Below are 20961 nucleotides of genomic sequence, written 5' to 3'. Positions count from 1 at the left end.
GGCAAGCCCTCTGAACCCGCCTGACTGGTGAAACGCCCCCGTTCACACACGACCAGCACCGCGGGATGCGACGTCCACCCTCAGCAACCCAGCGCTCACGAGCCTGCCCCCCCACCGCCCGTCCATCCCGGAGCCGGAGCGCCCCCCGCCGGAGGCGCACCACGCGCCGCGCCGCACTGGCGGCCGTTCCAGCTCAGCCCGCCGTCCGCGATCAGACCTGTACTGTCGCGCATGCTCCCTGCGCCGGCGGGAGGCGGCGGCGTTGCCGTGACGGCGGCGCGTGCGGCCCGGCTTCGGGCCGCCTTGAGCGCGCAATGCGGAAAGCCCGCGGCAAGGTGCAGGACCTTCCCACGGGCTTCCGATTCCACGACTTGCGGCACTACCTCGCGTCGCTCCTGATCTCCTCGGGCGCTGACGTCAAAGTCGTTCAGGCCCGTCTCCGGTATGCCAGCGCCAAGACCACGCTCGACACCTACGGCCACCTGTGGCCCGGCTCTGACGAGTCGACCCGGGCCGCCATCGATGCGGTGCTCACCGCTCGGACGGAACTGAGGCAGAACCAGCCGGACACCGCGCGATGAACGAGCACGTCACCGCGCGGTCGCCGATCACACGTCGTAGTACAGCTCGAACTCGTGCGGGTGCGGGCGGAGACGGATCGGGTCGACCTCGTTCTCACGCTTGTAGGAGATCCACGTCTCGATGAGGTCCGGCGTGAACACGCCGCCCTCCAGCAGGTAGTCGTGGTCGGCCTCGAGCGCGTCGAGCACCTTCTCCAGCGAGCCCGGCACCTGCGGGATGTTGCGGGCCTCCTCCGGCGGCAGCTCGTACAGGTCCTTGTCGACCGGCTCCGGCGGCTCGATCTTGTTGCGGATGCCGTCGATGCCGGCCATGAGCATGGCGGCGAAGGCGAAGTACGGGTTGCAGGACGGGTCCGGCACGCGGAACTCGATGCGCTTGGCCTTCGGGTTCGAGCCCGTGATCGGGATGCGGACGCAGGCCGAGCGGTTGCGCTGCGAGTAGACCAGGTTGACCGGGGCCTCGTAGCCGGGCACCAGGCGGTGGTAGGAGTTCACCGTCGGGTTGGTGAAGGCCAGCAGCGACGGGGCGTGCTTGAGCAGGCCGCCGATGTAGTAACGCGCCATGTCCGACAGACCGGCGTAGCCGACCTCGTCGTAGAACAGCGGCTCGCCGTCCTTCCAGAGGGACTGGTGGCAGTGCATGCCGGAGCCGTTGTCACCGAAGATCGGCTTGGGCATGAACGTGACCGTACGGCCCGCCTGGATGGCCGTGCTCTTGATGATGTACTTGTACAGCATCAGCTTGTCGGCCGTCTCGAGCAGCGTGCCGAACCTGAAGTCGATCTCCGCCTGGCCGGCGGTGCCCACCTCGTGGTGCTGCATCTCGGTCTCGATGCCGGCCTCGATGAGGTTGCGCACCATCTCCGAGCGCAGGTCGGTGAAGTGGTCCATCGGCGGGACCGGGAAGTAGCCGCCCTTGTAGCGGGGCTTGTAACCCAGGTTGCCGCCCTCGGAGGCCTTGCCGGTGTTCCAGGCGCCCTCGATGGAGTCGATGTAGTAGTAGCCGGCGTTCTGCTTCGTCTCGAAGCGGACGTCGTCGAAGATGTAGAACTCGGCCTCGGGGCCGAAGAACACGGTGTCCGCGATGCCGGTGCCCTTGAGGTACTCCTCGGCCTTGCGCGCGACGTTGCGCGGGTCGCGGCTGTAGGCCTCGCCGGTCAGCGGGTCGTGCACGAAGAAGTTGATGTTCAGCGTCTTGTGCTGACGGAACGGGTCGAGCACGGCCGTGGACGGGTCGGGCAGCAGGAGCATGTCCGACTCGTGGATGGCCTGGAACCCGCGGATCGACGAGCCGTCGAACATGAGGCCGTCGGTGAAGACGTTCGGGCCGAAGTTCTCGGACGGGAAGGTGAAGTGGTGCGTCGTCCCCGGCAGGTCCGTGAACCTGACGTCAACGAACTGCACACCCTCGTCCCGGATGAACTTGAGGACGTCATCGGCGGAGTTGAACACTCTCGAACCTCCCAGGGGCATGGGCTAGCAACCCGAAAATAGGCCGATGCCGTTTCCGCCCCATGTCTCGATTGTTTCGCGCGTGTTAAGGGAAAGCGCTACCCGGGCGGTCGCGGCGATAACGTCGGCCCGCCGTTCCCCGGGCTCCATCGTACGGCCTTCTCGCAGGTCAGGTGCCCAACGCGGCCGGGCAGCGGGGCCCGCCGGAAACGCCTGAGGCGCGGTCGTAGGGGTCGACGGGCTCGCCGGGGGGCCGCGCTCCCTGCGGGTCGCCGGGGAATCGCGGATGGACGAATCCGTTATCCGGGGCGCAATTCGCGCCGAAGAGGGCTGATCTGTCCGTGGTCAGCCAGACGATGAGCTTCCCGTCCTCACGGTAGGCGGAGAACTCGCTCCTGTGGTGCTCGACGACCCTCGTCACGATCAGGGGCGCGCCGGGGCGGCTGACCGGGTGGACGAACAGATAGTCCGTCTCGATCGTGACGCCTCCGCCGGCCCTTTCGGAGATCGTCGTCTCGCCGGAGACCTTCACGACGTCCCCGACCGGCTCGGCCGCGTCCGGGGCGAGGCTGAACAGCCACGACCGGGTGCCTGCGGGGCCGCTGTCGTCCAGGCGGCGCAGGAACGTCTCGCGCTGCCGGGGATGCAGCAGGCGGACGAACTCCTCCGGGCGCCCGCCCCGCACGGTGGCCGGGTCGAGGTGCGCGGCCGACAGCAGTCGCCGTACGCGCTGCAGGGCCTGGCCGACCTCCTTCTCCGTGAGCCCGCCGAGCGCGCGTGCCGCGGGCATGGCCAGCCCCTGCTCCCCGTCGGCGTAATCGACGGCGGGAGTGCCGGCGAACGGACCGGTGGACGGCGCCGGGACGGGGCCGTGGTCGAACAGGCCCTCCTCGCCGTCGGGGATCGGCGTCAGCACGGGCCCGGGCCGGGCGACCACGGGGCCGGAGATCATCAGGTCCTCGCCGCCGGCGGCCGGGCGGACGATGCCGAGCCTCTCCAGGACGTCGGGCCGCAGGACGACGACGAGCCCCACGAGCACGACCAGGCCGGCGATCACCACCAGCACGGCCGGACGGCGCCGCCGTCCCGGTGGTGACTCGGCCGACTCGGCCGCCGAGGTCATCCGCCGGATCTCGTCCTCGTCGAACTGCGCGACCAGCGCCTCGAAGCGCGCGTCGATGTCATCGGGGTCCGCCGGCCGCACGGTTCCCTCCAAAGCGCTCAGGTCGGAAACGATTCACGATACCGGGATTTAATGCGCTAAGCCTGCCCATGATGTACGGCTTCGCGGCCGGACGCCAGACCGGTGACCCTCCCCGATACGCTGGGAAACCATGAGTGACCGGCAGCCGCGTTGGACGCAGACCTGGATGGGGGGCCCGCGGGCCGCCGGGGTGGACCTGGGCTATCCGGGGCAGCGCCTCGGCCTGCCCGAGCAGGGCCCCGGGGCGGTCGCGGGGTGGGGGCGCAGGATCGGCGCCGTCGCCGTCGACTGGCTGCTGTGCACCTGGGCCATCGCCGGCGGTCTGCTGCGCTTCCAGGGCAACGACGTCGGGGCCGTCGGCCTCGGGGTCTTCGCCGCGGAGTACGTCCTGCTGGTCGGCACGATCGGCATGACGCTGGGGATGCGCCTGTTCGGCATCCGCGTGGCCGGGCTCGACGGCGGGCGGCCGCCCTTCCTCGGCGTGCTGGTGCGCACGCTGCTGCTGTGCCTCGCCGTGCCCGCGCTCATCTGGGACCGCGACCGGCGCGGCCTGCACGACCGTGCGGGCGGCACGGTCGTCGTCAACCTCTAGCCGGGTTCAGTTCCTGACGCACTGGAAGATCGCCGTACCGGGGAGCAGGCGGCCGCGCAGCGGGCTCCAGCCGCCCCACGTGCGGTCGTGGCCCGGCGGCCACTCCGGCTCGGTCAGGCCGGTCAGGACGAGGCCGGAGGCGGCGATCAGGCCCACCCAGTCGCCCATCGTCCGGTGGTGCTCCACGTACGACGGCTCGCCGTCCTCGCCGAACTCGACGTACGGCGACCGGTCGAAGTAGGGCCGGTCGGCGGTCAGGCCGCGCGGGCCCGGGTCGTCGGGGAAGGCCCACCGCACGGGGTGGCTGACGGAGAACACGAACCGGCCGCCCGGCCGCAGCACCCGGCGCAGCTCGGCCAGCACCGCCCCGGCGTCCGCGACGAACGGCAGCGCCCCATAGGCCGAGCACGCCAGATCGAACGACTCGTCCGCGAACGGCAGCGTCTCGGCGTCGGCCTGGACGACGGGCAGTCGCATCCCGGCGGACATGTCGATCCGCCGGGAGTGCTGCAACTGCCGGTAGGACAGGTCGACGCCGACAACCGTCGCCCCTTGTCCCAGCAGCCACCGGCCGCACTGGCCCGCGCCGCACCCGATCTCCAATATCCGGCGCCCCGCCACGTCGCCGAGCAGCCGGGCCTCGGCCTCGTCCAGGCCCTCGGGGCACCACACGAAGCCGTCGTCGCGCAGGAAGCCGCCGTGCTCGGCCTGGTAGTCGTCGGCCGCGCCGTCCCACCAGCCCCGGTTGGCCCGCGAGGTCTGCGACCGGGAGACCGGCCGCCTTCCGACACCCACCCTGTCGTCTTCCTATCGGGTCAGCGCATCTTGGGGCCGCGCGGCATCCGGGCGCCCTTGGGGATGGGGCCCTTCGGCATCGGGATGGCCGGGGTGAGGGCGCGCATCCGGTTGTTGACCTCGGACACCGCGCCCTTCTTCAGGTTGCGGGGCAGCTTCATCATGTGCCGCTGGAGCTTGGCCAACGGGACCTGGCCCTCCGCGTCACCGCACTGGATGTCGTACACGGGCACGTCGACCGCGACGCGCTGCACGCGCTTCTTCTCCGCGACGAGCATGCGCTGCACCCGGTTCGGCGGGCCCTCGGAGACCAGGATGACCCCCGGAAATCCGACGACCCGGAAGACGAGGTCCTGGTCGCGGTTGACCGCGACCGGCTTCTCCTCGACGTACCAGGTGCCGCGCAGGCTCTGCAGGATCGCGTACGTCGCCCCCGGCTGGCCGTGGAGCATCGAATACTGCGCCTTCTGCGCCAACCGGCTGAAGATGACCATCCCAACCAGTACGGCGGCGAAGACGCCGAACACGATCCACGTCCAGCTGAAGATCACGCCGATGACGACGAACAGGACGAGCGTGCCCAGAGCCGACGCGTAGACGATCGGCATTCCCTTGGGGTTCGCCTGCTGAATGATCTGTGCGACCATCCGGAGTTGCTTGAGGCGACCCGGAGCCGCTGCGTCTTTCGCCATGGTCTGAAGGATACAAACGCCGAGCTGACTTAATGAAAACGAGACTCGCCCACACGGGCGGCGATCGCCTGCTGGTACAGGCGGCCGGCCCGGTAGGACGAGCGCACCAGCGGTCCGGACATGACGCCGGCGAAGCCGATCTCCTCGGCCTCCCGCTGGAGCTCCACGAACTCCTCGGGCTTGACCCAGCGGTCCACCGGGTGGTGGCGCGGGGTGGGGCGCAGGTACTGCGTGATGGTCACCAGGTCGCACCCGGCCTCGTGGAGGTCGCGCAGCGCCTGGGTGATCTCCTCGCGCTCCTCGCCCATGCCGAGGATGAGGTTCGACTTGGTGACCAGCCCCGCCTCGCGGGCCATGCTGATGACCGCCAGCGAGCGCTCGTAGCGGAACGCGGGCCGGATCCGCTTGAAGATCCGGGGCACGGTCTCGATGTTGTGCGCGAAGACCTCGGGCCTGCTGGAGAAGACCTCCTCGAGCTGGCCGCGGTCGCCGTTGAAGTCCGGCACCAGCAGCTCGACGCCGCAGCCGGGCACCATCTCGTGGATCTGCCGGGCGGTCTCCGCGTACAGCCAGGAGCCGCCGTCGGGCAGGTCGTCACGGGCGACGCCGGTCACCGTGGCGTAGCGCAGGCCCATCTGGTGCACCGACTCGGCGACGCGGCGCGGCTCGTCCCTGTCGTACTCGGCCGGCTTGCCGGTGTCGATCTGGCAGAAGTCGCAGCGCCGGGTGCACTGGTCGCCGCCGATGAGGAAGGTGGCCTCGCGGTCCTCCCAGCATTCGGAGATGTTGGGACAGCCCGCTTCCTGGCACACGGTGTGCAGCCCCGCGCCCTTCACCAACGACTTGATCTCGTTGAAGTTGGGGCCGTTGCGCAGCCGCGTCTTGATCCACGGCGGCTTCTTCTCGATGGGGGTCTGGCTGTTGCGCACCTCCAGGCGGAGGAGCTTTCGGCCTTCAGGAGCGACGGTCATGCGACTTCCTTCGCAGCACTCCGCGGTAGCGGTCCGCGGGCCCGGGGTCCGAGCGGGAGCACGCGGCCCTGCGCCGTACGCGGGCCTGCGCGCCTGTCGGAACGCTCGTTCACGAGCCCAGCTTATTACCTGCCTTCAGGTGATCCGGGACAGCTCCCGGACCGTCCGCGCGAGGTGGCGCGACAGCTCGGCGTCGATCCGGTCGGACTCGCCGGAGCCGAGGCCCACCGAGCCCTCGTCGACGCCGGCCGATTCGAGGAGGACGGCCCGCAGCGCCGTCGGCGGCTCCGCCTGCCAGGCGGTCTGTCCGGCGAGGGAGTCCTCGCGCGAGCTCCGCTCCGAGCATGCCCGCCCGCTCGCGCGGCGTCAGCGTGAGCAGCAGCGGAAGGCCGACGAGCAGCACGGGCCGCCGCCGCACCCCGACGCGCAGGTGGGCGCACCGGAAGAGCCGGTCGTGCAGGTGGATCGCGGCCGGAGGCGCGGCCGGTCGGCCGGGTCTGTCCAGCCGCCGGCCCCGGAGCCGGAGAAACCGCCTCCTGGCGTCACGGGGGAGCGGATCGGCACGGACCTCGCCGGGGGGTGAGGAGAGGTTCATGCCGCGAGTATGTCCGAGGCCGTCCCGCCGGGCGAGGTGCACAAAAGTGCAATCGATTGCAATTTTGCAGTAGAGTGCAGGAATGGTCGAGGGACTGCGGGAGCGCAAGAAGCGGCAGACCCGGCAGCGCATCGCCGAGGTGGCGGTCGGGCTGTTCGTGGAGCGCGGATTCGACAACGTCACGATGGCCGAGGTCGCGCAGGCCGCCAAGGTGTCGGTGAACACCGTCTACAACTACTTCCAGGCCAAGGAGGACCTCGTGCTCCCGCCCGAGGAGGCCTCGCCGCGGAGGCTGGCCGACATCGTGCGGGAGCGGCCGCCGGGCCAGTCGGCGGCCGTCGCGGTGCTGGAGCGCCTGCGCCGGGAGATACACGGGCGCGAACGCACGGTCGGGCTGAGCGCGGGATTCGGACGTGTGCTGGAGATGATGCGGGCCGCCCCCACGCTGACCGCCCGGCTGGAGGACCTCGGCCGCCGGATGACCGACGCCCTGGCGGTCGCGCTGGCCGAGGAGACCGGCGCGGACGCCGGCGATCCGCTGCCGCGCGTGGTCGCCTGGCACATCGGCTGCCTCCACTCGCTGGTGTACGCCGAGATCGGGCGGCGTACGACGGCGGGGGAGAGCCCGGACACCATCGCGGCCGCCGTGCTGGAGTTGCTCGACGTCGCCGAGAGCCTCCTGGGCGAGCGGGTCCGCGCCTATGCCGTACGAGAGGGACGACCGTGTTCAGAGTGACGATCAGAGGAAAGTTCAAGGGCCTCGACGACGCCGGCCGGGCCGCCGTGACGGCGGTGGGCGGCGCGGCCTACACCGAGGGCGGCACGTTCACCCACGACGCGAGCGTGTCCGCCTTCACCTTCCGCTGCCAGGTGCCCGCGGGGCCGGACGACGGCGAGGACGAGGCCGCGCTGGGAGCGATGGCCGCGCTGGACGCGCACGGGCACCCGTACGAGATCCTGCACGTCGCGGTGACCGACATGCGCCAGATCAAGATCCGCCGGAAGGGCCGCGGCGCGTAGCCGTCAGGCGAGATCCTCCTCGTACAGGTCGTACGGCTCCTCGCCGAGAGCCTCGGCGAGGCGCTTGCCGGCGAACGGGATGACCTCGTCGACCATGATCCGCCGGCCGGTCTCGGCCGCCAGCGACGTGACCCCGGAGTCGTCACCGGCGATGCGGGTGTACCAGCTCAGGTCGTTGACGCAGTTGAGTGCGAAGCCGTGCATGGTGACCCCGCCGGAGACCCGGATGCCGATCGTGCCGAGCCTGCGGTCGGGCAGCCCGTGCGCGGGGTCGCCGGGCACCCAGACCCCGCCGCGGCCCTCGACCCGCCGGGCCGTCAGCCCGAAGTCGGCGCAGACCTGGATCAGGACCTCTTCCAGCAACCGGATGTAGGAGACCACGTCGCCGATGCGGATGATGGGGTAGCAGACGAGCTGCCCCGGGCCATGCCAGGTGATCTTCCCGCCCCGGTCGACGTCGATGACCGGCGTGCCGTCGACCGGCCGCTCGTGCGGCAGCGTCCGCTTGCCCGCCGTGTAGACGGGGGCGTGCTCCAGCATGAGGCACAGGTCGGAGATCTCGTCGGCCGCCCGCCGGGCGTGCAGCCGCCGCTGCAGGGTCCACGCCTGCTCGTACGGTACGTCGACGCCCAGGCGGACGATGGCCACGCCCTTCACGTTCCCATCGCCCTTCACGTTCACAGCGTAGAGGTCAGCAGCCGGGGCTCGATACGCAGCTCCTTGACGGCGGGCCCGTCCCGCTCGATCCGGTAGGCGTACCCCTCGGGGTCGGTGGTCACGGCCTGGATGAACTCCGTGCCCACGTAGTGCAGCGCCACGCCCTCGTCGGCGGCGTATCCCTCGGGCAGCTCGCCCGACGCGACCGACTCGTGCAGCAGCGCCCGCCGCTGGGGGTCGGAGTTGTAGTGGACGCCGCAGGAGTAGGGGAGCAGGCCCAGGCCCTCGGCCCAGGGCCGCAGTCTCGGCCCGAACGAGTCGGTGTTGCCGCCGACGTGCCAGCACAGTGCGCCGGCGCTCTGCCCGGACAGCACGATCCCCGCCCGCCACGCCTCGGCGAACGCCTCGTCCAGGCCGTGCAGCCGCCAGAGCGCGGCGAGGTTGGCGACGCTGCCGCCGCTCACGTAGATCGCGTCCTGCTCCAGGATCCACTCGCGGGGGTCCTCGACGTTCGGCATCGGGAAGACCGTCAGGTGGCTCACCTCGACGTCCCAGCGGGCGAACGCGCCGTACATCTTGAGCAGCCAGTCGGCGTCGTCCCCCGTGGCCGTGGCGAGCAGGCCGAGCTTGGGCCGGTCCTGACCGGTCAGGTCGAGGACGTAACGCAGCAGGGCGGTCGGCTCGATGAACCCGTATCGCTCCGTCTGCCGGAACGACCCGCCTCCGATGGCGACGATGTGCGACTGCCCGATGCGGCTCATGCCCACCACTCCCGTTCCCGGATCGAATGACTCTTTAGAGTACGGCGGCCAGCGCCTCGCCGATGGTGGGATGGGCGAACCGATGACCCGCGTCGAGCAGCCGCCGGGGGAGCACCCGCTGTCCGGCGAGCAGGGCCTCCTCCGCGAACTCCCCGAGCGCCAGGCGCAGCGCGAGACGCGGGGCAGGCAGCGGCATCGTCGGGCGCCGCAGCGCCTTCGCGAGAGCGGCGGTGTACTCGGCGTTGGTCACCGGCTCCGGAGCCGTGAGGTTCACCGGCCCGGCCAGCTCGTGCGCGAGCAGGAAGCGGACCGCGTCCACCCAGTCGGGGAGTGAGATCCACGAGACGTACTGCCTGCCGCTGCCGAGCACGGCGCCCGCGCCCACCTTGAAGATCGGCAGCATCCGGGCGAGCGCGCCGCCGCGGCCGCTGAGCACGACACCCGTGCGCAGCGGCGTCACCCGCACGCCCGCCTCCCCTGCGGGTGCGGCGGCGGCCTCCCAGCTGCGCGCCAGATCGGCCAGGAAGCCCGTGCCCGCCGGCGCGGACTCGTCCACCGCACGATCGCCGGTGTCGCCGTAGAAGCCGATCGCGGAGGAGGACAGCAGCACCCGCGGTCCGCCGTCGGCGCGGGCCAGCGCCTCGGCGAGGGTGCGCGTGCCGCTGACCCGGCTTTCCACCAGCTCCCGCTTGTACGCCTCGGACCACCGGCGGTCGCCGATCCCGGCGCCGGCCAGATGGACGACGGCGTCCGCGCCCTCCAGCGCCCCGGGATCGAGCACGTCGCCCGCCGGGTCCCAGAAGTGCTCGTCGGGCCCGGCGGGCGCGCGCCGTACGAGACGGCGCACCTCGTGCCCGTCGGCGCGCAGCGCGCGCACCAGAGCCGTCCCGAGCAGCCCCGAGGAGCCCGTCACCACTGTCGTCATCGTCTCCACGCATCGATCACTACCCGGAAACGAAGGGGGCCGCCCCGCGAAACGCGGGACGGCCCCAGTTGCGTCCGGGCTGCACGGCTCGCGCCGGCCCCGGGCGTACGGCTACGCCAGGCCGAGCTGGGCCTCGAAGCGGCCCTCCTCGAGACGGTGCTTGATCGTCGTGAGGAAGCGGGCGGCGTCGGCGCCGTCGACCAGGCGGTGGTCGTAGCTGAGCGCGAGGTACACCATCGAGCGGACGGCGATGACCTCGCCCTCCGGGGTGTCCACGACGACCGGGCGCTTGACGACCGCGCCGGTGCCCAGCATGCCGACCTGCGGCTGGTTGAGGATCGGCGTGTCGAACAGCGCGCCCCGGCTGCCGGTGTTGGTCAGCGTGAACGTGCCGCCGGTGATCTCGTCCGGGCTCACCTTGTTGGTGCGGGTGCGCTCGGCGAGGTCGGCGATCTTACGGGCGAGCCCGGCGATGTTGAGGTCGCCCGCGTTCTTGATCACCGGGACGAGCAGGCCGCGCTCGGTGTCGGTCGCGAAGCCGAGGTGCTCGACGTCGAAGTAGGTGACCTCGTTGGTCTCACTGTTGATCGTGGCGTTCAGCTTCGGGTGCTGCTTGAGCGCCTCGATCGCGGCCATCGCGAAGAACGGCATGAACGACAGCTTCACGCCCTCGCGCCGCAGGAACTCGTCCTTGGCCCGGTTGCGGAGCTGCGCGATGCGGGTGACGTCGACCTCGACCACGGTGGTGAGCTGGGCCGAGACCTGAAGCGACTCCACCATGCGCTTGGCGATGGTCTGCCGCAGGCGCGACATCTTCTCCGTACGGCCGCGCAGCGTGGTGTCCACCCGCACCTCCGACGCGGCGGGCGCGGCGGCGGCCGGGGCGGCGGGAGCCTGAGCCGGGGCGGGCGCCGCCTGCGGGGCCGCGGGAGCGGCGGCAGCGGCGGCGGCCTGCTCGCGCTGGACGCGGGCGGCCTCGATAACGTCCTGCTTGCGGATCCGGCCGCCGACGCCGGTGCCGTTCAGCGCGTCGAGGTCGACGCCGTGCTCGGCGGCGAGCTTGCGGACCAGCGGCGTGACGTACGGGCTCTCGCCGGACGAGGGCAGCGGGGTCGGCTCGCTCGGCTGCGCGGCCGGGGCGGGCGCCTGCGGCTGCGGAGCCGGAGCCTGCGGAGCCGGGGCGGGCGCCGGGGGCGCCGGCTGCGGCGTCACCACGGAGGGCGCGGGCTGCGGGATCGACGAGATCGGCGCGGCGGGTGCGGGCTCGGGCGCCGCCTGCACCGGGGCAGGAGCGGGCTCCGGCTCGGGCTCGGGCTGCGGAGCGGGAGCCGGAGCCGCCGGCTCGGCGGCGGCCGGAGCGGCGCCCGCCTCGGAGTCGATCAGGGCGAGCTCGGCGCCGACCTCGACCGTCTCGTCCTCGGCAACGATGATCTTGGTCAGGTAGCCGGCGGACGGCGAAGGGATCTCGGTGTCGACCTTGTCGGTCGACACCTCGAGGAGCGGCTCGTCGGCCTCGACGCGGTCGCCTTCCTTCTTCAGCCAGCGGGTGACGGTGCCCTCGGTAACGCTCTCGCCGAGCTGGGGCATGGTTACGGAGACCGGCATGGTGTGTCTTCTCTCGCGTTCGCTAGGAGGGCTTCAGTTGTGGACGTGCAGCGGCTTGCCGGCCAGGGCCAGCATGGCCTCGCCGAGGGCCTCGGACTGGGTCGGGTGCGGGTGGATGAGCTGGGCGACGTCGGTGGCCGTGGCCTCCCAGTTGAAGATCAGCTGAGCCTCCGCGATCAGCTCGCCCACCCGGCTGCCGACCATGTGGACGCCGAGCACCCGGCCGTCGCGCTCGGCGACGACCTTGACCTCGCCCTGGGTCTGCAGGATCTTGCTCCTGCCGTTGCCGGCGAGGTTGTAGTTCAGCTCGACGACGTCGTGACCGCGCTCGCGGGCGACCGACGTGGCGACGCCCACCGACGCGACCTCGGGCTCGGAGTAGGTGATGCGCGGCACGCCGTCGTAGTCGATCGGCACCGGGTTCAGCCCGGCGATGTGCTCGGCGACCAGGATGCCCTCGGCGAAGCCGACGTGGGCGAGCTGCAGCGTGGGGATCAGGTCGCCCACGGCGTACACGCCCGGCACGCTGGTCTGGCAGAACTCGTTGACGAGCACGTAGCCGCGCTCCATGGCGACGCCGTTCTCCTCGTAGCCGAGGCCGGCCGAGACCGGGCCGCGGCCGACGGCGACGAGCATGATCTCGGCGTCGAGGGTCTTGCCGTTCTCCAGGGAGACGACGACCCCGGTGTCGGTGGTCTTGACGCTCTCGAACCGGGCGCCCAGCTCGTACTTGATGCCACGGCGGCGGAAGGCGCGCTCCAGCAGCTTGGAGCTGGACTCGTCCTCCAGCGGCAGCAGGTGCGGCAGCGCCTCGACGATCGTGACCTCGGCGCCGAACGAGCGCCACACGCTGGCGAACTCGACGCCGATGACGCCGCCGCCCAGGATGACGACCGAGGACGGGATCCGGTCGAGGACCAGCGCGTGGTCGCTGCTGATCACCTTCTCGCCGTCGATGTCGAGGCCGGGCAGCGACTTCGGCACGGAGCCGGTCGCCAGCACGACGTTGCGGCCCTCGTAGACCTGGTCGCCGACCACGACGCGGTTGGGACCCGCCAGGCGGCCCTCGCCCTCGACCACGGTGATCTTCTTGCTCTTGATGAGTCCGGCCAGGCCCTTGTAGAGGCCCCCGATCACCTTGTCCTTGTACGCGTGGACGCCGGGGACGTCGATGCCCTCCAGCCGGGTGCGGACGCCGAACGACTCACCCTCGCGGGCCTGGTCGGCGAGCTCGGCCGCGTGCAGCAGCGCCTTGGTGGGGATGCAGCCGCGGTGCAGGCAGGTGCCCCCGACCTTGTCCTTCTCGATGAGGACGACGTTCATGCCGAGCTCGGCCGCCCGCAGGGCACAGGCGTAACCACCGCTACCGCCACCTAGGACGACGATGTCGTAGGGGCCGCTGCCATCAGCCACTGGAATGCTCCTTGGTCGTATTCGCACCGCCGGGTGGACCCGGCAGCATCTTTTCACTTGTCCCGGAAGATCGTGGCCCCGGCCCGGGCCCGCGCGGGCATGCCGCGACGGAGCCGTCTTCCGTTTTCGAACAGCCCGCGAAGGCTCCTTCTGTTTAAACAGCCTGCGCGGACGTGCCGTTCCCCGCGTAGTGCTCGGCGACGGCGACGAGCGTGCGGGTCAGCGCGCCGGTGCCGCCCTTGGGCGTGTAGCCGTGCGGCTCGCCCTTGTTGAACGCCGGCCCGGCCATGTCCACGTGCGCCCAGCGGACGCCCGCGGGGACGAACTCCCGCAGGAAGATGCCCGCGGCGAGCATGCTGCCCCACCGCTCGGGCTGGAGGTTGGCGATGTCGGCGACCGCGGAGTCGAGCCCCTTGCGCAGCTCGGCGGGCAGCGGCATGCCCCAGGCGCCCTCACCCTGCTCGCCGGCGATGCGGACGATCTCCTCGCGCAGGGCGTCGTCGTTGGCCATCACGCCGGCCGTACGCCACCCGAGCGCCACGATCTGGGCGCCGGTCAGGGTGGCGACGTCGATGATGACGTCGGGCTCGTCCTCGGTGGCACGGGCGATGCCGTCGATCAGCACCAGGCGGCCCTCGGCGTCGGTGTCGAGCACCTCGACGGTCTTGCCGCTGTAGGTGTGCAGGACGTCGGAGGGGCGCTGGGCGCTGCCCGAGGGCATGTTCTCGGCGAGACAGAGGTAGCCGACCGCGTTGACGCGCAGACCCAGCCTGGCGATCGCGAGGAGCGCGCCGAACACGGCTCCCGCCCCGCCCATGTCCGACTTCATCCAGTCCATGGAGGCGGAGGGCTTGAGCGACAGGCCGCCGGAGTCGAAGGTGATGCCCTTGCCGACGAACGCGACCTTCCGGCCGGCCTCGGGGTGGCTGTAGGCGACGCGGACCAGGCGCGGCGGGTTGACCGAGCCCTGGCCGACGCCGATGATGCCGCCGTAGCCGTCCTCCTTGAGCCTGACCTCGTCGAGCACCTCGACCGACAGGCCGGCCTCGCCGCCGGTCTCCTGGGCGATCTCGGCGAAGCGCGCGGGCCACAGGTCCGACGGCGGCGTGTTCACCAGGTCGCGGACGAGGGTGACGGCGTCGGCGAGCGTCGCCGCGTGCGCGACGGCCTCCTCGGCCCCGGCCGCGCCGGACAGGACGGTCAGCTCGCCGACCGGCGGCTTGCGGTCACCGCCGGTGCGGTAGCGCGTGAAGTCGTAGGCGCCCAGCAGGCCGCCCAGCGCAACGGCCTCCGCTTCGGCGGCCGTACGGGCGGGCAGAGCGAGCGCGGCGGACGCCGTCCCGGCGAGTGAGCGGACGGCCGCTCCGGCCGCGCGGCGCAGGGTTTCCAGGTCGTAGCCGTCCTCGGGGCCGTCCTGCGGGCCGTCCTGCGGGGCGTCGCCGAGGCCCACGGCGACGGCGACGGGCGCGGGCAGCGCCCCGAGGGTCGGGATCTTGACGACCTCTTCGGCCTTGCCGGTGAACCCCATGGTGGTGAGGATCTCGGCGAGTCGTCCGTCCAGGGCCTGGTCGAGGCCTTCGCCTCCGGGAGCCGGGCGTGGACCCTCCGGGGTCGTGTGGACGCCGATTATGAGAGCACTGGTCTCGATGGAGACCGCGTCAGATGCGTTTATGCGCACTGTGGTCACGTGAGCCGATGCTAGCTGGGCTTACTCGGCTACGCATAAACGAGGGTTCATCCTACCTATCGGTAATCTTGATGGTGCCAGTGAAACTAGCACCATTGTGATCTCTCGGGCATATGGTGCTAATGTCAATAGCACTATGTTGCTCACGCTCGATCTCAACGATCCGCGGCCCCTGCACGAACAGGTGGCCGCCGCCATAAGGCGCGCGATCGGGGCAGGGGACATCGCCCCCGGCGATCGGCTGCCGCCGGCCCGCGACCTGGCCCACGCGCTGGGCGTCAACGCGAACACGGTGCTGCGCTCGCTGCGCGACCTGCGGGACGAGGGCCTGCTGGAGTTCCGCCGCGGGCGCGGCGTGTCGGTGCTGCGGCGGCCGGACGGCCGCGCGGCGCTCAGGACGCGTGCGCGTGACCTGCTCGAGGAGGCCGCCCGGTATGGCCTCACCGCCGACGACGTCGTCGCTCTCATCAAGGACCTCAGCGAGGAAATGGCATGACCGACCCGCAGGACACCTCCGTAACCGGCTTCCGCACCCGATTCCTGCTGGCCGCCGCGGCCTGGGCCGTCCTGGTCGCCGCCGTGCTCGTGGCGGTGCCGCTGGCGTTCGCCGGCCGCCTGCCCGATCCGCTGGCCACTCATTGGGGGCCGTCCGGGCGGCCCGACGGCTCCATGGCGTTCGCGACCTTCGTGCTCTTCACGGTCGTGCTGTGGGCCGTCGTCGCGGGGATCGGCGCGGCCGTCGCGGCGCGGGGCCGCACGCCGGTCCGCCGGGCGCCGCGCGCCTGGTTCTGCGCCGGGCTGGCCTGGGCGGGCGCGTTCACGGTCATCACGCAGGCCTTCACGATCGCCGCCAACCTCGACCGCGGCCACTGGACCCGCGCGGCCGGCCTGAGCTGGCAGGTCGCGGTGGTCGTCGCCGCGCCGATCGCGCTCGGGGCGCTGGGCTGGCTCGCCGGCCGTCGCGGCCCGGACGTTCCTCCGGCGCCACCGCAGAAGGGACCGCTCATCGACCTCGATCCCGGAAAGCGGCCGGTGTGGGTCTCCACCGCCACCGCGCCGTGGGCGACCCGGCTCGCGCTCGTGGCGCTCGCCACCGCCGTGGCGCTGGCGGGGGCGGCCCTGTCCGGCCTGTTCGGCGGAGGCTGGGGCGCCGTGGTGGCGCTCGCCCTGGTGGGCGTGGTCGGTCTGGCGGTGTCGTCGGTCTCGGTGCGGGTCGTCCCCGAAGCGCTGACCGTGTCGGTCGGCCCGCTGCGGTGGCCCTCTCGCAGGGTGCGGCTGGACCACGTCGAGCAGGCGTGGGTGGAGGAGCGGTATCCGGCCCAGGTGGGCGGATGGGGCTACCGCGGCCTCCCGGGACGGGCCACGATCATGATCCGCGGCGGCGAGTGCCTGGTCGTGCGGTACACCTCCGGCGGGCAGCTCGCCATCACCGTGGACGACGCCGAGACCGGCGCCGCCCTGCTCAACGCCCTCGCAGCCCGGCAGCACCCCTCCGTCGAAAGGTGATGACCGTGATCCGGCGCAACGCCGATGTCTGGCTCTTCCTCCTCGTCGCGTTCGGGGCCTCGTGGCTGATCGCGCTGCCCCTCTGGACGCGGGCCGTACCGCTGGGGCCGCCGGGCTTCCAGCTCCTCGGAATTCTGATCATGACCACGCCCTCCCTGGGCGTACTGGCCGTGTGGCTCACCCGGCGGCGCGGCACGCCGCTGAAGGAATGGGCGCGGGCGACCGGGCTCACGCTCGGACCGGACCGGGGTAGGACGGCCGCTCTCCTGGTGACGGCCCTGCTCGGCGTGCCGCTTCTCGTGGCCGTCGCCCTCCTGGCCAGCGCCGCCGTCGGCGTCGTGAGCCTCGACGTCGCCGGCCTGAGCCTGTATCGCGCGCAGCTGAGCGCGGCCCTCGGCAAGGTGCCGCTGGACCCGCGGGTCATGTACGCCGTGCAGGCCGTGCAGGCCGTGCTGATCGCCCCGTTCATCAACGCGATCCCCGCGCTGGGGGAGGAGTGGGGCTGGCGGGGCTGGCTGCTGCCGCGCCTGCTCGGCGACCCGGCCGTCTCGTCCGGGCCGGGCGCGCGCCGCGTGTGGCCCGCGCTGGTGCTGTCCGGCGTGATCTGGGGTCTCTGGCACGCACCCCTCACACTGAAGGGTTACAACTACCCGCAGCTCGGCGCCTGGGCGGCGGCGCTGTTCATCGGCTTCTGCGTCATCTTCGGGGCGCTGCTCGGCTGGATGCGGCTGCGCTCGCGCAGCGTGTGGCCCGGGGTCATCGCGCACGCCTCGGTGAACGCCACGACGGGCCTGGCGCTGCTCCTCGGCGACGCGTCGGCTCCGCCGAACCCGGCGCTCGCCGGGATCAGCGGGATCGTCGGCTGGGTGCTGCTCGCGGCCGTCGTCCTCGTCGTCTACCGGCTGCGTCCCGTCACCGCGCCGCGCTGACGTGCGCGCTCACGAACGTCACATCAGCAGGGCGGCGGTCAGCAGCGTGACCGTCGTGGCCGTCTCCACCAGGGCGCCGAGCACGTCGCCCGTGACGCCGCCCAGCCGCCGTACGGCCCGGCGGCGCAGCAGCGCGGCGGCCCCCAGCCCGGCTGCCATCGCCGGCAGCAGCCCGGCCGTCGTGATCAGATACGGATCGTCCGACAGGTGATGCAGCAACCCGGCGGGCCGCAGGCCCGCGTAGACGGTGTGCCCGTAGGTCAGCCCGGAGTAGGGGACCAGCTCGGGATAGGCGTGGCCGAAGGGGTTCGACAGACCGAACGGCCAGCAGTAGTCCAGCAGCGACGGGCCGGCGGCCGCCACGAGGGCGAGCACCGCGATCACAGCGGCCGTCGCGAGGGTGACCCCGATCGCGGCGCCCCGCCGTACGGAGCCGGCGACGAGCGCGCCGAGGCCGGTGGGCCGGGCGGCGGGCACGCCCTCGCGGCAGGCCCACGTGACGGCCAGCCTCCCGGTCGCCGCGGCCGCCACCAGCGCGACCCAGGCGGCCGTGCCGTCCCGTGACAGCACGGCCACCTGGGCGAGCAGGGCCACCACGACGGTGACGACCCCGAACGGGCCGATGTCGGAGCGCTTCATCACGTCGAGCGCGCCGTCGGCCGGCTTGCCGCTGCCGAGCCCGTCGGCCAGGTCCGCGAGGCCGTCCAGATGCAGGGCCCGCGTCAGCCACGCCAGGGCCCCCACCGCGAGGACGGCGCCGATCAGCGGCGAGCTCGACGCCGCCCCGGCGGCCTCGAGCACCACGGCGGCGACCAGGCCGAGCAGCAGGCCGACGAACGGCGCCAGAGACATCGCGCGTCCCGCCACGGAACGGTCGACCTCCACCGGCCGAACGGGGAAGACCGTGAGGGTCCCGACCGCGAGCCGCCAGGCCGCGCCGGGGCCACTCATGCCCCCTCCTCGCCTGGCGGCTCGGAGTCGAATGAGCGAATCACACTGTGCTTGCTGATTCGCTCGCTTATGGGGGAGGGTTCATCGGGCACGAGGGCAGATCGTAGTTGTCACAGGGGCAGCGGGACGACCCGGCCGGAGACCACCAGGGCGACGTCCTCGGACTCGCGGGCGAGGGACTGGTTGAGGCGGCCGAGCGCGTCGCGGAACAGCCGTCCGGCGGGCGTGGCCGGGATCACCCCGAGGCCCACCTCGTCGCTCACCGCCACCACCCGGGCGCGGGTGCCGCGCCAGGCGGCCGTCAGCGCGTCGCAGCGCTCCGCCACCCTGTCGAGGGCGGCGCGGTGGCCGGCCGCGGGCGTGCCGTCCGGCCAGGCGGCGCACTCGTCGAACGCGGCGGCGAGCCAGGTGCCGATCCCGTCGATGAGCAACGTCCCCGGACCTCCGGACAGGACGGACACGAGATCGGTCGTCTCCACGGTCCGCCAGTGCGCCGGGCGCCGTTCACGGTGGGCGCGCACACGGGCGAGCCAGGCCGGGTCGTCACCGCCCGAGGGCCCGGTGGCGACGTAGGTCACCTCGGGTTCGGCGGCCAGGCGGAGTTCGGCCTCCTCGGACTTGCCCGACCGCGACCCGCCCAGCAGCAGCGTCCGGCGTGGCCGCACCCACGGCTCCGCCTCCGCGCTCGCCGTGTCCACGACGGTCCCGTCGGGGACGGCCGTTGCGCCCCACAGGGCGAGGCGGCGGGCCAGTTCGCTCTCCGCGGGGACGCGGTGGCCGAGGTGCACCGCGACGATCCGCGTCGCCGGCGTGACCCGTCCGCGGCGGCGCAGGTCGCCCAGCCGCTCCGGCCGGTCGGGCAGGTCCATGAGCACCACGTCGAAGGGCGCGTCCGCGTCCCGCCCGGGGGAGCCGGTGGCGGGCCCCGCGGCGTACAGCAGGCGACCGCCGCCGGGCCCGGTGACCTCGCACCCGTCGGCCGTCCGGCGGATCACGTACCCGGCGGGCGGGCGGGCGTCCGTGAGCCGTACGCGGCCGTCGAGCACGATGGAGGCCGGACGCCGGTGGCCGGGGGCGAGCCGGCCGCAGGACGCGCAGGGACAGCCGGGGACGGGCCAGCCCTCCGGGCCGCCGGTTCCCTCCAGGCGGATCTCCATGCCGCTGCCTTTCCGCGTCCGTGTCGCCGGGCGGCCCCGCGTCGTCGGCGGGGGGAGTGGACGCCGGGAAGAGAGGATAGGGTCCGGCTGCACGGTCTTTGTGCCGCACCGGCCCCGGCGTGAAGTCCCGGTGCGGGGGCGGCGAGGAACCGAAGGAGCGGGTGCGGATGATTTGGCGGTGGCGTTACGAGGACGCGAACGGCGGCGAGGTCACGGACCGGCCGCTGCCCCGGGAGATCTTCTCCAGCCAGTCGGACGCGGAGTCGTGGCTGGGGGAGAGCTGGCGCGAGCTGCTGGAGGCCGGTGTCGAGCAGGTGACGCTCATGGAGGACGAGCGGGTCGAATATTCGGGGATGTCCCTGCGCGCCGAGTGAGCCGGGCGGGGGCCGGGACCGCGACGGGCGCGGTCGCGACCCCCGCGACGACACCGGTCCGCAGGACCGGAGGCGGCGTCAGGGACGAGCGGGCGGGCTGACGGTCTTGGCCGGGTCACGCTCGACGACCGGGCCGAGCACGTCGTCGATCTTCTTGAGCACCTCGGCGTCGAGCTTCACGCCCGAGGCCTTGACGTTGTCGCGCACCTGCTCGGGCTTGGTGGCCCCGATGATGGCCGACGACACGTTCGGGTTCTGCAGCACCCACGCCACGGCGAGCTGGGCCATCGAGAGCCCGAGGTCGGCCGCGATCGGCTTGAGGTCCTGCACCCGGCGCAGCAGGTCGTCGTCCATCATCCGGCCGATGAAGCCGGAACCGGCCGGGTCGGTGGCGCGGGACCCGGCCGGCGGCGGCTGGCCGGGCAGATACTTGCCGGTGAGCACGCCCTGCGCGATCGGCGACCAGACGATCTGGCCCAGGCCCTCCTTCTCGCACAGCGGCACGACCTCGGCCTCGATGACCCGCCAGAGCATCGAGTACTGCGGCTGGTTGGACACCAGCCGGTCGAACCCCATGTCGTCGGCGATCTTCAAGGCCTGGGCGATCTGGTCGGCCGACCACTCGCTGACGCCGACGTACAGCACCTTGCCCTGCCGTACGAGGTCGTCGAAGGCCCGCAGGGTCTCCTCCAGCGGCGTCTCGACGTCGTAGCGGTGCGCCTGGTAGAGGTCGACGTAGTCGGTCTGCAACCGGCGGAGCGACCCGTTGATCGACTCGGTGATGTGCTTGCGGGACAGTCCCCGGTCGTTCTTGCCCTCCCCGGTGGGCCAGTAGACCTTGGTGAAGATCTCCAGCGACTCGCGGCGCACGCCCTTGAGCGCCCGGCCGAGGACCTCCTCGGCCCTGGTCCCGGCGTAGACGTCGGCGGTGTCGAAGGTCGTGACACCCTCGTCGAGAGCCGCGCGGACGCACTCGACGGCGGCGTCCTCCTCCACCTGCGACCCATGGGTGATCCAGTTGCCGTAGCTGATCTCGCTGACCATGAGGCCACTGCGGCCAAGGTGACGGTATTCCATGGGTCCGACCTTAGGTC

22 protein-coding genes are annotated in these 20961 nt (G+C 72.2%); 8 read left to right on the top strand and 14 right to left on the bottom strand.

Annotated elements, in window-relative coordinates:
• The first annotated feature begins 314 nt into the window (after window positions 1–314).
• Window positions 315–581: a tyrosine-type recombinase/integrase gene (locus QSK36_RS14690; RefSeq protein ID WP_285782775.1), complete on the top strand. Its 267-nt coding sequence runs from the start codon at window positions 315–317 to the stop codon at window positions 579–581.
• Between the two features lie 27 nt (window positions 582–608).
• Here the strand turns inward: QSK36_RS14690 and glnA are convergent, their stop codons facing one another.
• Window positions 609–2033, bottom strand: a complete 1425-nt coding sequence (gene glnA / locus QSK36_RS14685) for a type I glutamate--ammonia ligase (protein WP_183539386.1) — start codon at window positions 2031–2033, stop codon at window positions 609–611.
• A gap of 169 nt (window positions 2034–2202) precedes the next feature.
• Window positions 2203–3237: a hypothetical protein gene (locus tag QSK36_RS14680; RefSeq protein WP_285782774.1), complete on the bottom strand. Its 1035-nt coding sequence runs from the start codon at window positions 3235–3237 to the stop codon at window positions 2203–2205.
• Window positions 3238–3367: 130 nt separating this feature from the next.
• On the opposite strand from QSK36_RS14680, the gene QSK36_RS14675 reads away from it, so the two are divergent.
• The gene (locus QSK36_RS14675) at window positions 3368–3829 is read left to right on the top strand and encodes an RDD family protein (RefSeq protein ID WP_183539389.1); all 462 of its coding nucleotides are present in this window, start codon (window positions 3368–3370) and stop codon (window positions 3827–3829) included.
• A 6-nt stretch (window positions 3830–3835) separates the two neighbouring features.
• Here the strand turns inward: QSK36_RS14675 and QSK36_RS14670 are convergent, their stop codons facing one another.
• From QSK36_RS14670 to lipA, 3 genes are read right to left on the bottom strand one after another with little or no spacing between them, the layout of a single operon-like run.
• Window positions 3836–4624, bottom strand: a complete 789-nt coding sequence (locus QSK36_RS14670) for a class I SAM-dependent methyltransferase (RefSeq protein WP_182897332.1) — start codon at window positions 4622–4624, stop codon at window positions 3836–3838.
• A gap of 20 nt (window positions 4625–4644) precedes the next feature.
• Window positions 4645–5316, bottom strand: a complete 672-nt coding sequence (locus tag QSK36_RS14665) for a DUF4191 domain-containing protein (protein ID WP_285782773.1) — start codon at window positions 5314–5316, stop codon at window positions 4645–4647.
• A gap of 29 nt (window positions 5317–5345) precedes the next feature.
• Window positions 5346–6287, bottom strand: a complete 942-nt coding sequence (lipA, locus tag QSK36_RS14660; RefSeq protein WP_182897331.1) for a lipoyl synthase — start codon at window positions 6285–6287, stop codon at window positions 5346–5348.
• Between the two features lie 677 nt (window positions 6288–6964).
• On the opposite strand from lipA, the gene QSK36_RS14655 reads away from it, so the two are divergent.
• Entirely contained in the window at window positions 6965–7618 is a 654-nt protein-coding gene (locus QSK36_RS14655) for a TetR/AcrR family transcriptional regulator (RefSeq protein ID WP_285782772.1), read from the top strand.
• Window positions 7615–7902, top strand: a complete 288-nt coding sequence (locus tag QSK36_RS14650) for a DUF6204 family protein (protein WP_240809253.1) — start codon at window positions 7615–7617, stop codon at window positions 7900–7902. The genes QSK36_RS14655 and QSK36_RS14650 overlap by 4 nt, the downstream gene beginning before the upstream one ends.
• 3 nt (window positions 7903–7905) lie before the next feature.
• Here the strand turns inward: QSK36_RS14650 and lipB are convergent, their stop codons facing one another.
• The 6 genes from lipB to QSK36_RS14620 form a co-directional block, all read right to left on the bottom strand.
• Window positions 7906–8577 (bottom strand): lipoyl(octanoyl) transferase LipB, encoded by a 672-nt coding sequence (gene lipB, locus QSK36_RS14645; protein WP_285782771.1) that lies wholly within the window; start codon window positions 8575–8577, stop codon window positions 7906–7908.
• Window positions 8578–8579: 2 nt separating this feature from the next.
• Complete coding sequence (locus QSK36_RS14640; protein ID WP_142556527.1) at window positions 8580–9320, bottom strand: Type 1 glutamine amidotransferase-like domain-containing protein; 741 nt, start codon at window positions 9318–9320, stop codon at window positions 8580–8582.
• A 34-nt stretch (window positions 9321–9354) separates the two neighbouring features.
• A complete protein-coding gene (locus tag QSK36_RS14635; protein WP_285782770.1) occupies window positions 9355–10245 on the bottom strand; it encodes a TIGR01777 family oxidoreductase in 891 nt (296 codons plus the stop codon).
• A gap of 111 nt (window positions 10246–10356) precedes the next feature.
• Complete coding sequence (sucB, locus tag QSK36_RS14630) at window positions 10357–11850, bottom strand: 2-oxoglutarate dehydrogenase, E2 component, dihydrolipoamide succinyltransferase (RefSeq protein WP_285782769.1); 1494 nt, start codon at window positions 11848–11850, stop codon at window positions 10357–10359.
• Window positions 11851–11883: 33 nt separating this feature from the next.
• On the bottom strand, window positions 11884–13263 hold the full coding sequence (gene lpdA / locus QSK36_RS14625) for a dihydrolipoyl dehydrogenase (RefSeq protein ID WP_183539401.1): 1380 nt from the start codon (window positions 13261–13263) through the stop codon (window positions 11884–11886).
• Between the two features lie 154 nt (window positions 13264–13417).
• A complete protein-coding gene (locus tag QSK36_RS14620; protein ID WP_285782768.1) occupies window positions 13418–14950 on the bottom strand; it encodes a leucyl aminopeptidase in 1533 nt (510 codons plus the stop codon).
• A gap of 136 nt (window positions 14951–15086) precedes the next feature.
• On the opposite strand from QSK36_RS14620, the gene QSK36_RS14615 reads away from it, so the two are divergent.
• Genes QSK36_RS14615 through QSK36_RS14605 form a run of 3 tightly spaced genes read left to right on the top strand, consistent with a single transcriptional unit; the run spans window position 15087 to window position 17385 of the window.
• Window positions 15087–15446, top strand: a complete 360-nt coding sequence (locus QSK36_RS14615; RefSeq protein WP_139578182.1) for a GntR family transcriptional regulator — start codon at window positions 15087–15089, stop codon at window positions 15444–15446.
• Window positions 15443–16456 (top strand): DUF1648 domain-containing protein, encoded by a 1014-nt coding sequence (locus QSK36_RS14610; RefSeq protein WP_285782767.1) that lies wholly within the window; start codon window positions 15443–15445, stop codon window positions 16454–16456. The genes QSK36_RS14615 and QSK36_RS14610 overlap by 4 nt, the downstream gene beginning before the upstream one ends.
• Window positions 16457–16461: 5 nt before the next feature.
• The gene (locus QSK36_RS14605) at window positions 16462–17385 is read left to right on the top strand and encodes a CPBP family intramembrane glutamic endopeptidase (protein ID WP_285782766.1); all 924 of its coding nucleotides are present in this window, start codon (window positions 16462–16464) and stop codon (window positions 17383–17385) included.
• Window positions 17386–17403: 18 nt separating this feature from the next.
• Here QSK36_RS14605 and QSK36_RS14600 read toward each other — a convergent pair whose 3' ends face one another.
• Together QSK36_RS14600 and QSK36_RS14595 are read right to left on the bottom strand one after the other, a co-directional pair.
• Entirely contained in the window at window positions 17404–18336 is a 933-nt protein-coding gene (locus tag QSK36_RS14600; protein WP_285782765.1) for an adenosylcobinamide-GDP ribazoletransferase, read from the bottom strand.
• Window positions 18337–18446: 110 nt separating this feature from the next.
• Window positions 18447–19493, bottom strand: a complete 1047-nt coding sequence (locus QSK36_RS14595; RefSeq protein ID WP_285782764.1) for a bifunctional adenosylcobinamide kinase/adenosylcobinamide-phosphate guanylyltransferase — start codon at window positions 19491–19493, stop codon at window positions 18447–18449.
• A 167-nt stretch (window positions 19494–19660) separates the two neighbouring features.
• Here QSK36_RS14595 and QSK36_RS14590 point away from each other — a divergent pair, with 167 nt between their 5' ends.
• Window positions 19661–19867 (top strand): hypothetical protein, encoded by a 207-nt coding sequence (locus QSK36_RS14590; RefSeq protein ID WP_079313380.1) that lies wholly within the window; start codon window positions 19661–19663, stop codon window positions 19865–19867.
• Window positions 19868–19945: 78 nt separating this feature from the next.
• Here the strand turns inward: QSK36_RS14590 and QSK36_RS14585 are convergent, their stop codons facing one another.
• Entirely contained in the window at window positions 19946–20944 is a 999-nt protein-coding gene (locus QSK36_RS14585) for an aldo/keto reductase family protein (RefSeq protein WP_183539411.1), read from the bottom strand.
• Between the last annotated feature and the right edge of the window lie 17 nt (window positions 20945–20961).

Source organism: Microbispora sp. NBRC 16548, from assembly GCF_030268985.1.
Lineage (GTDB): Bacteria > Actinomycetota > Actinomycetes > Streptosporangiales > Streptosporangiaceae > Microbispora > Microbispora catharanthi.
This window is presented reverse-complemented; position numbering and strand designations above follow the sequence as displayed.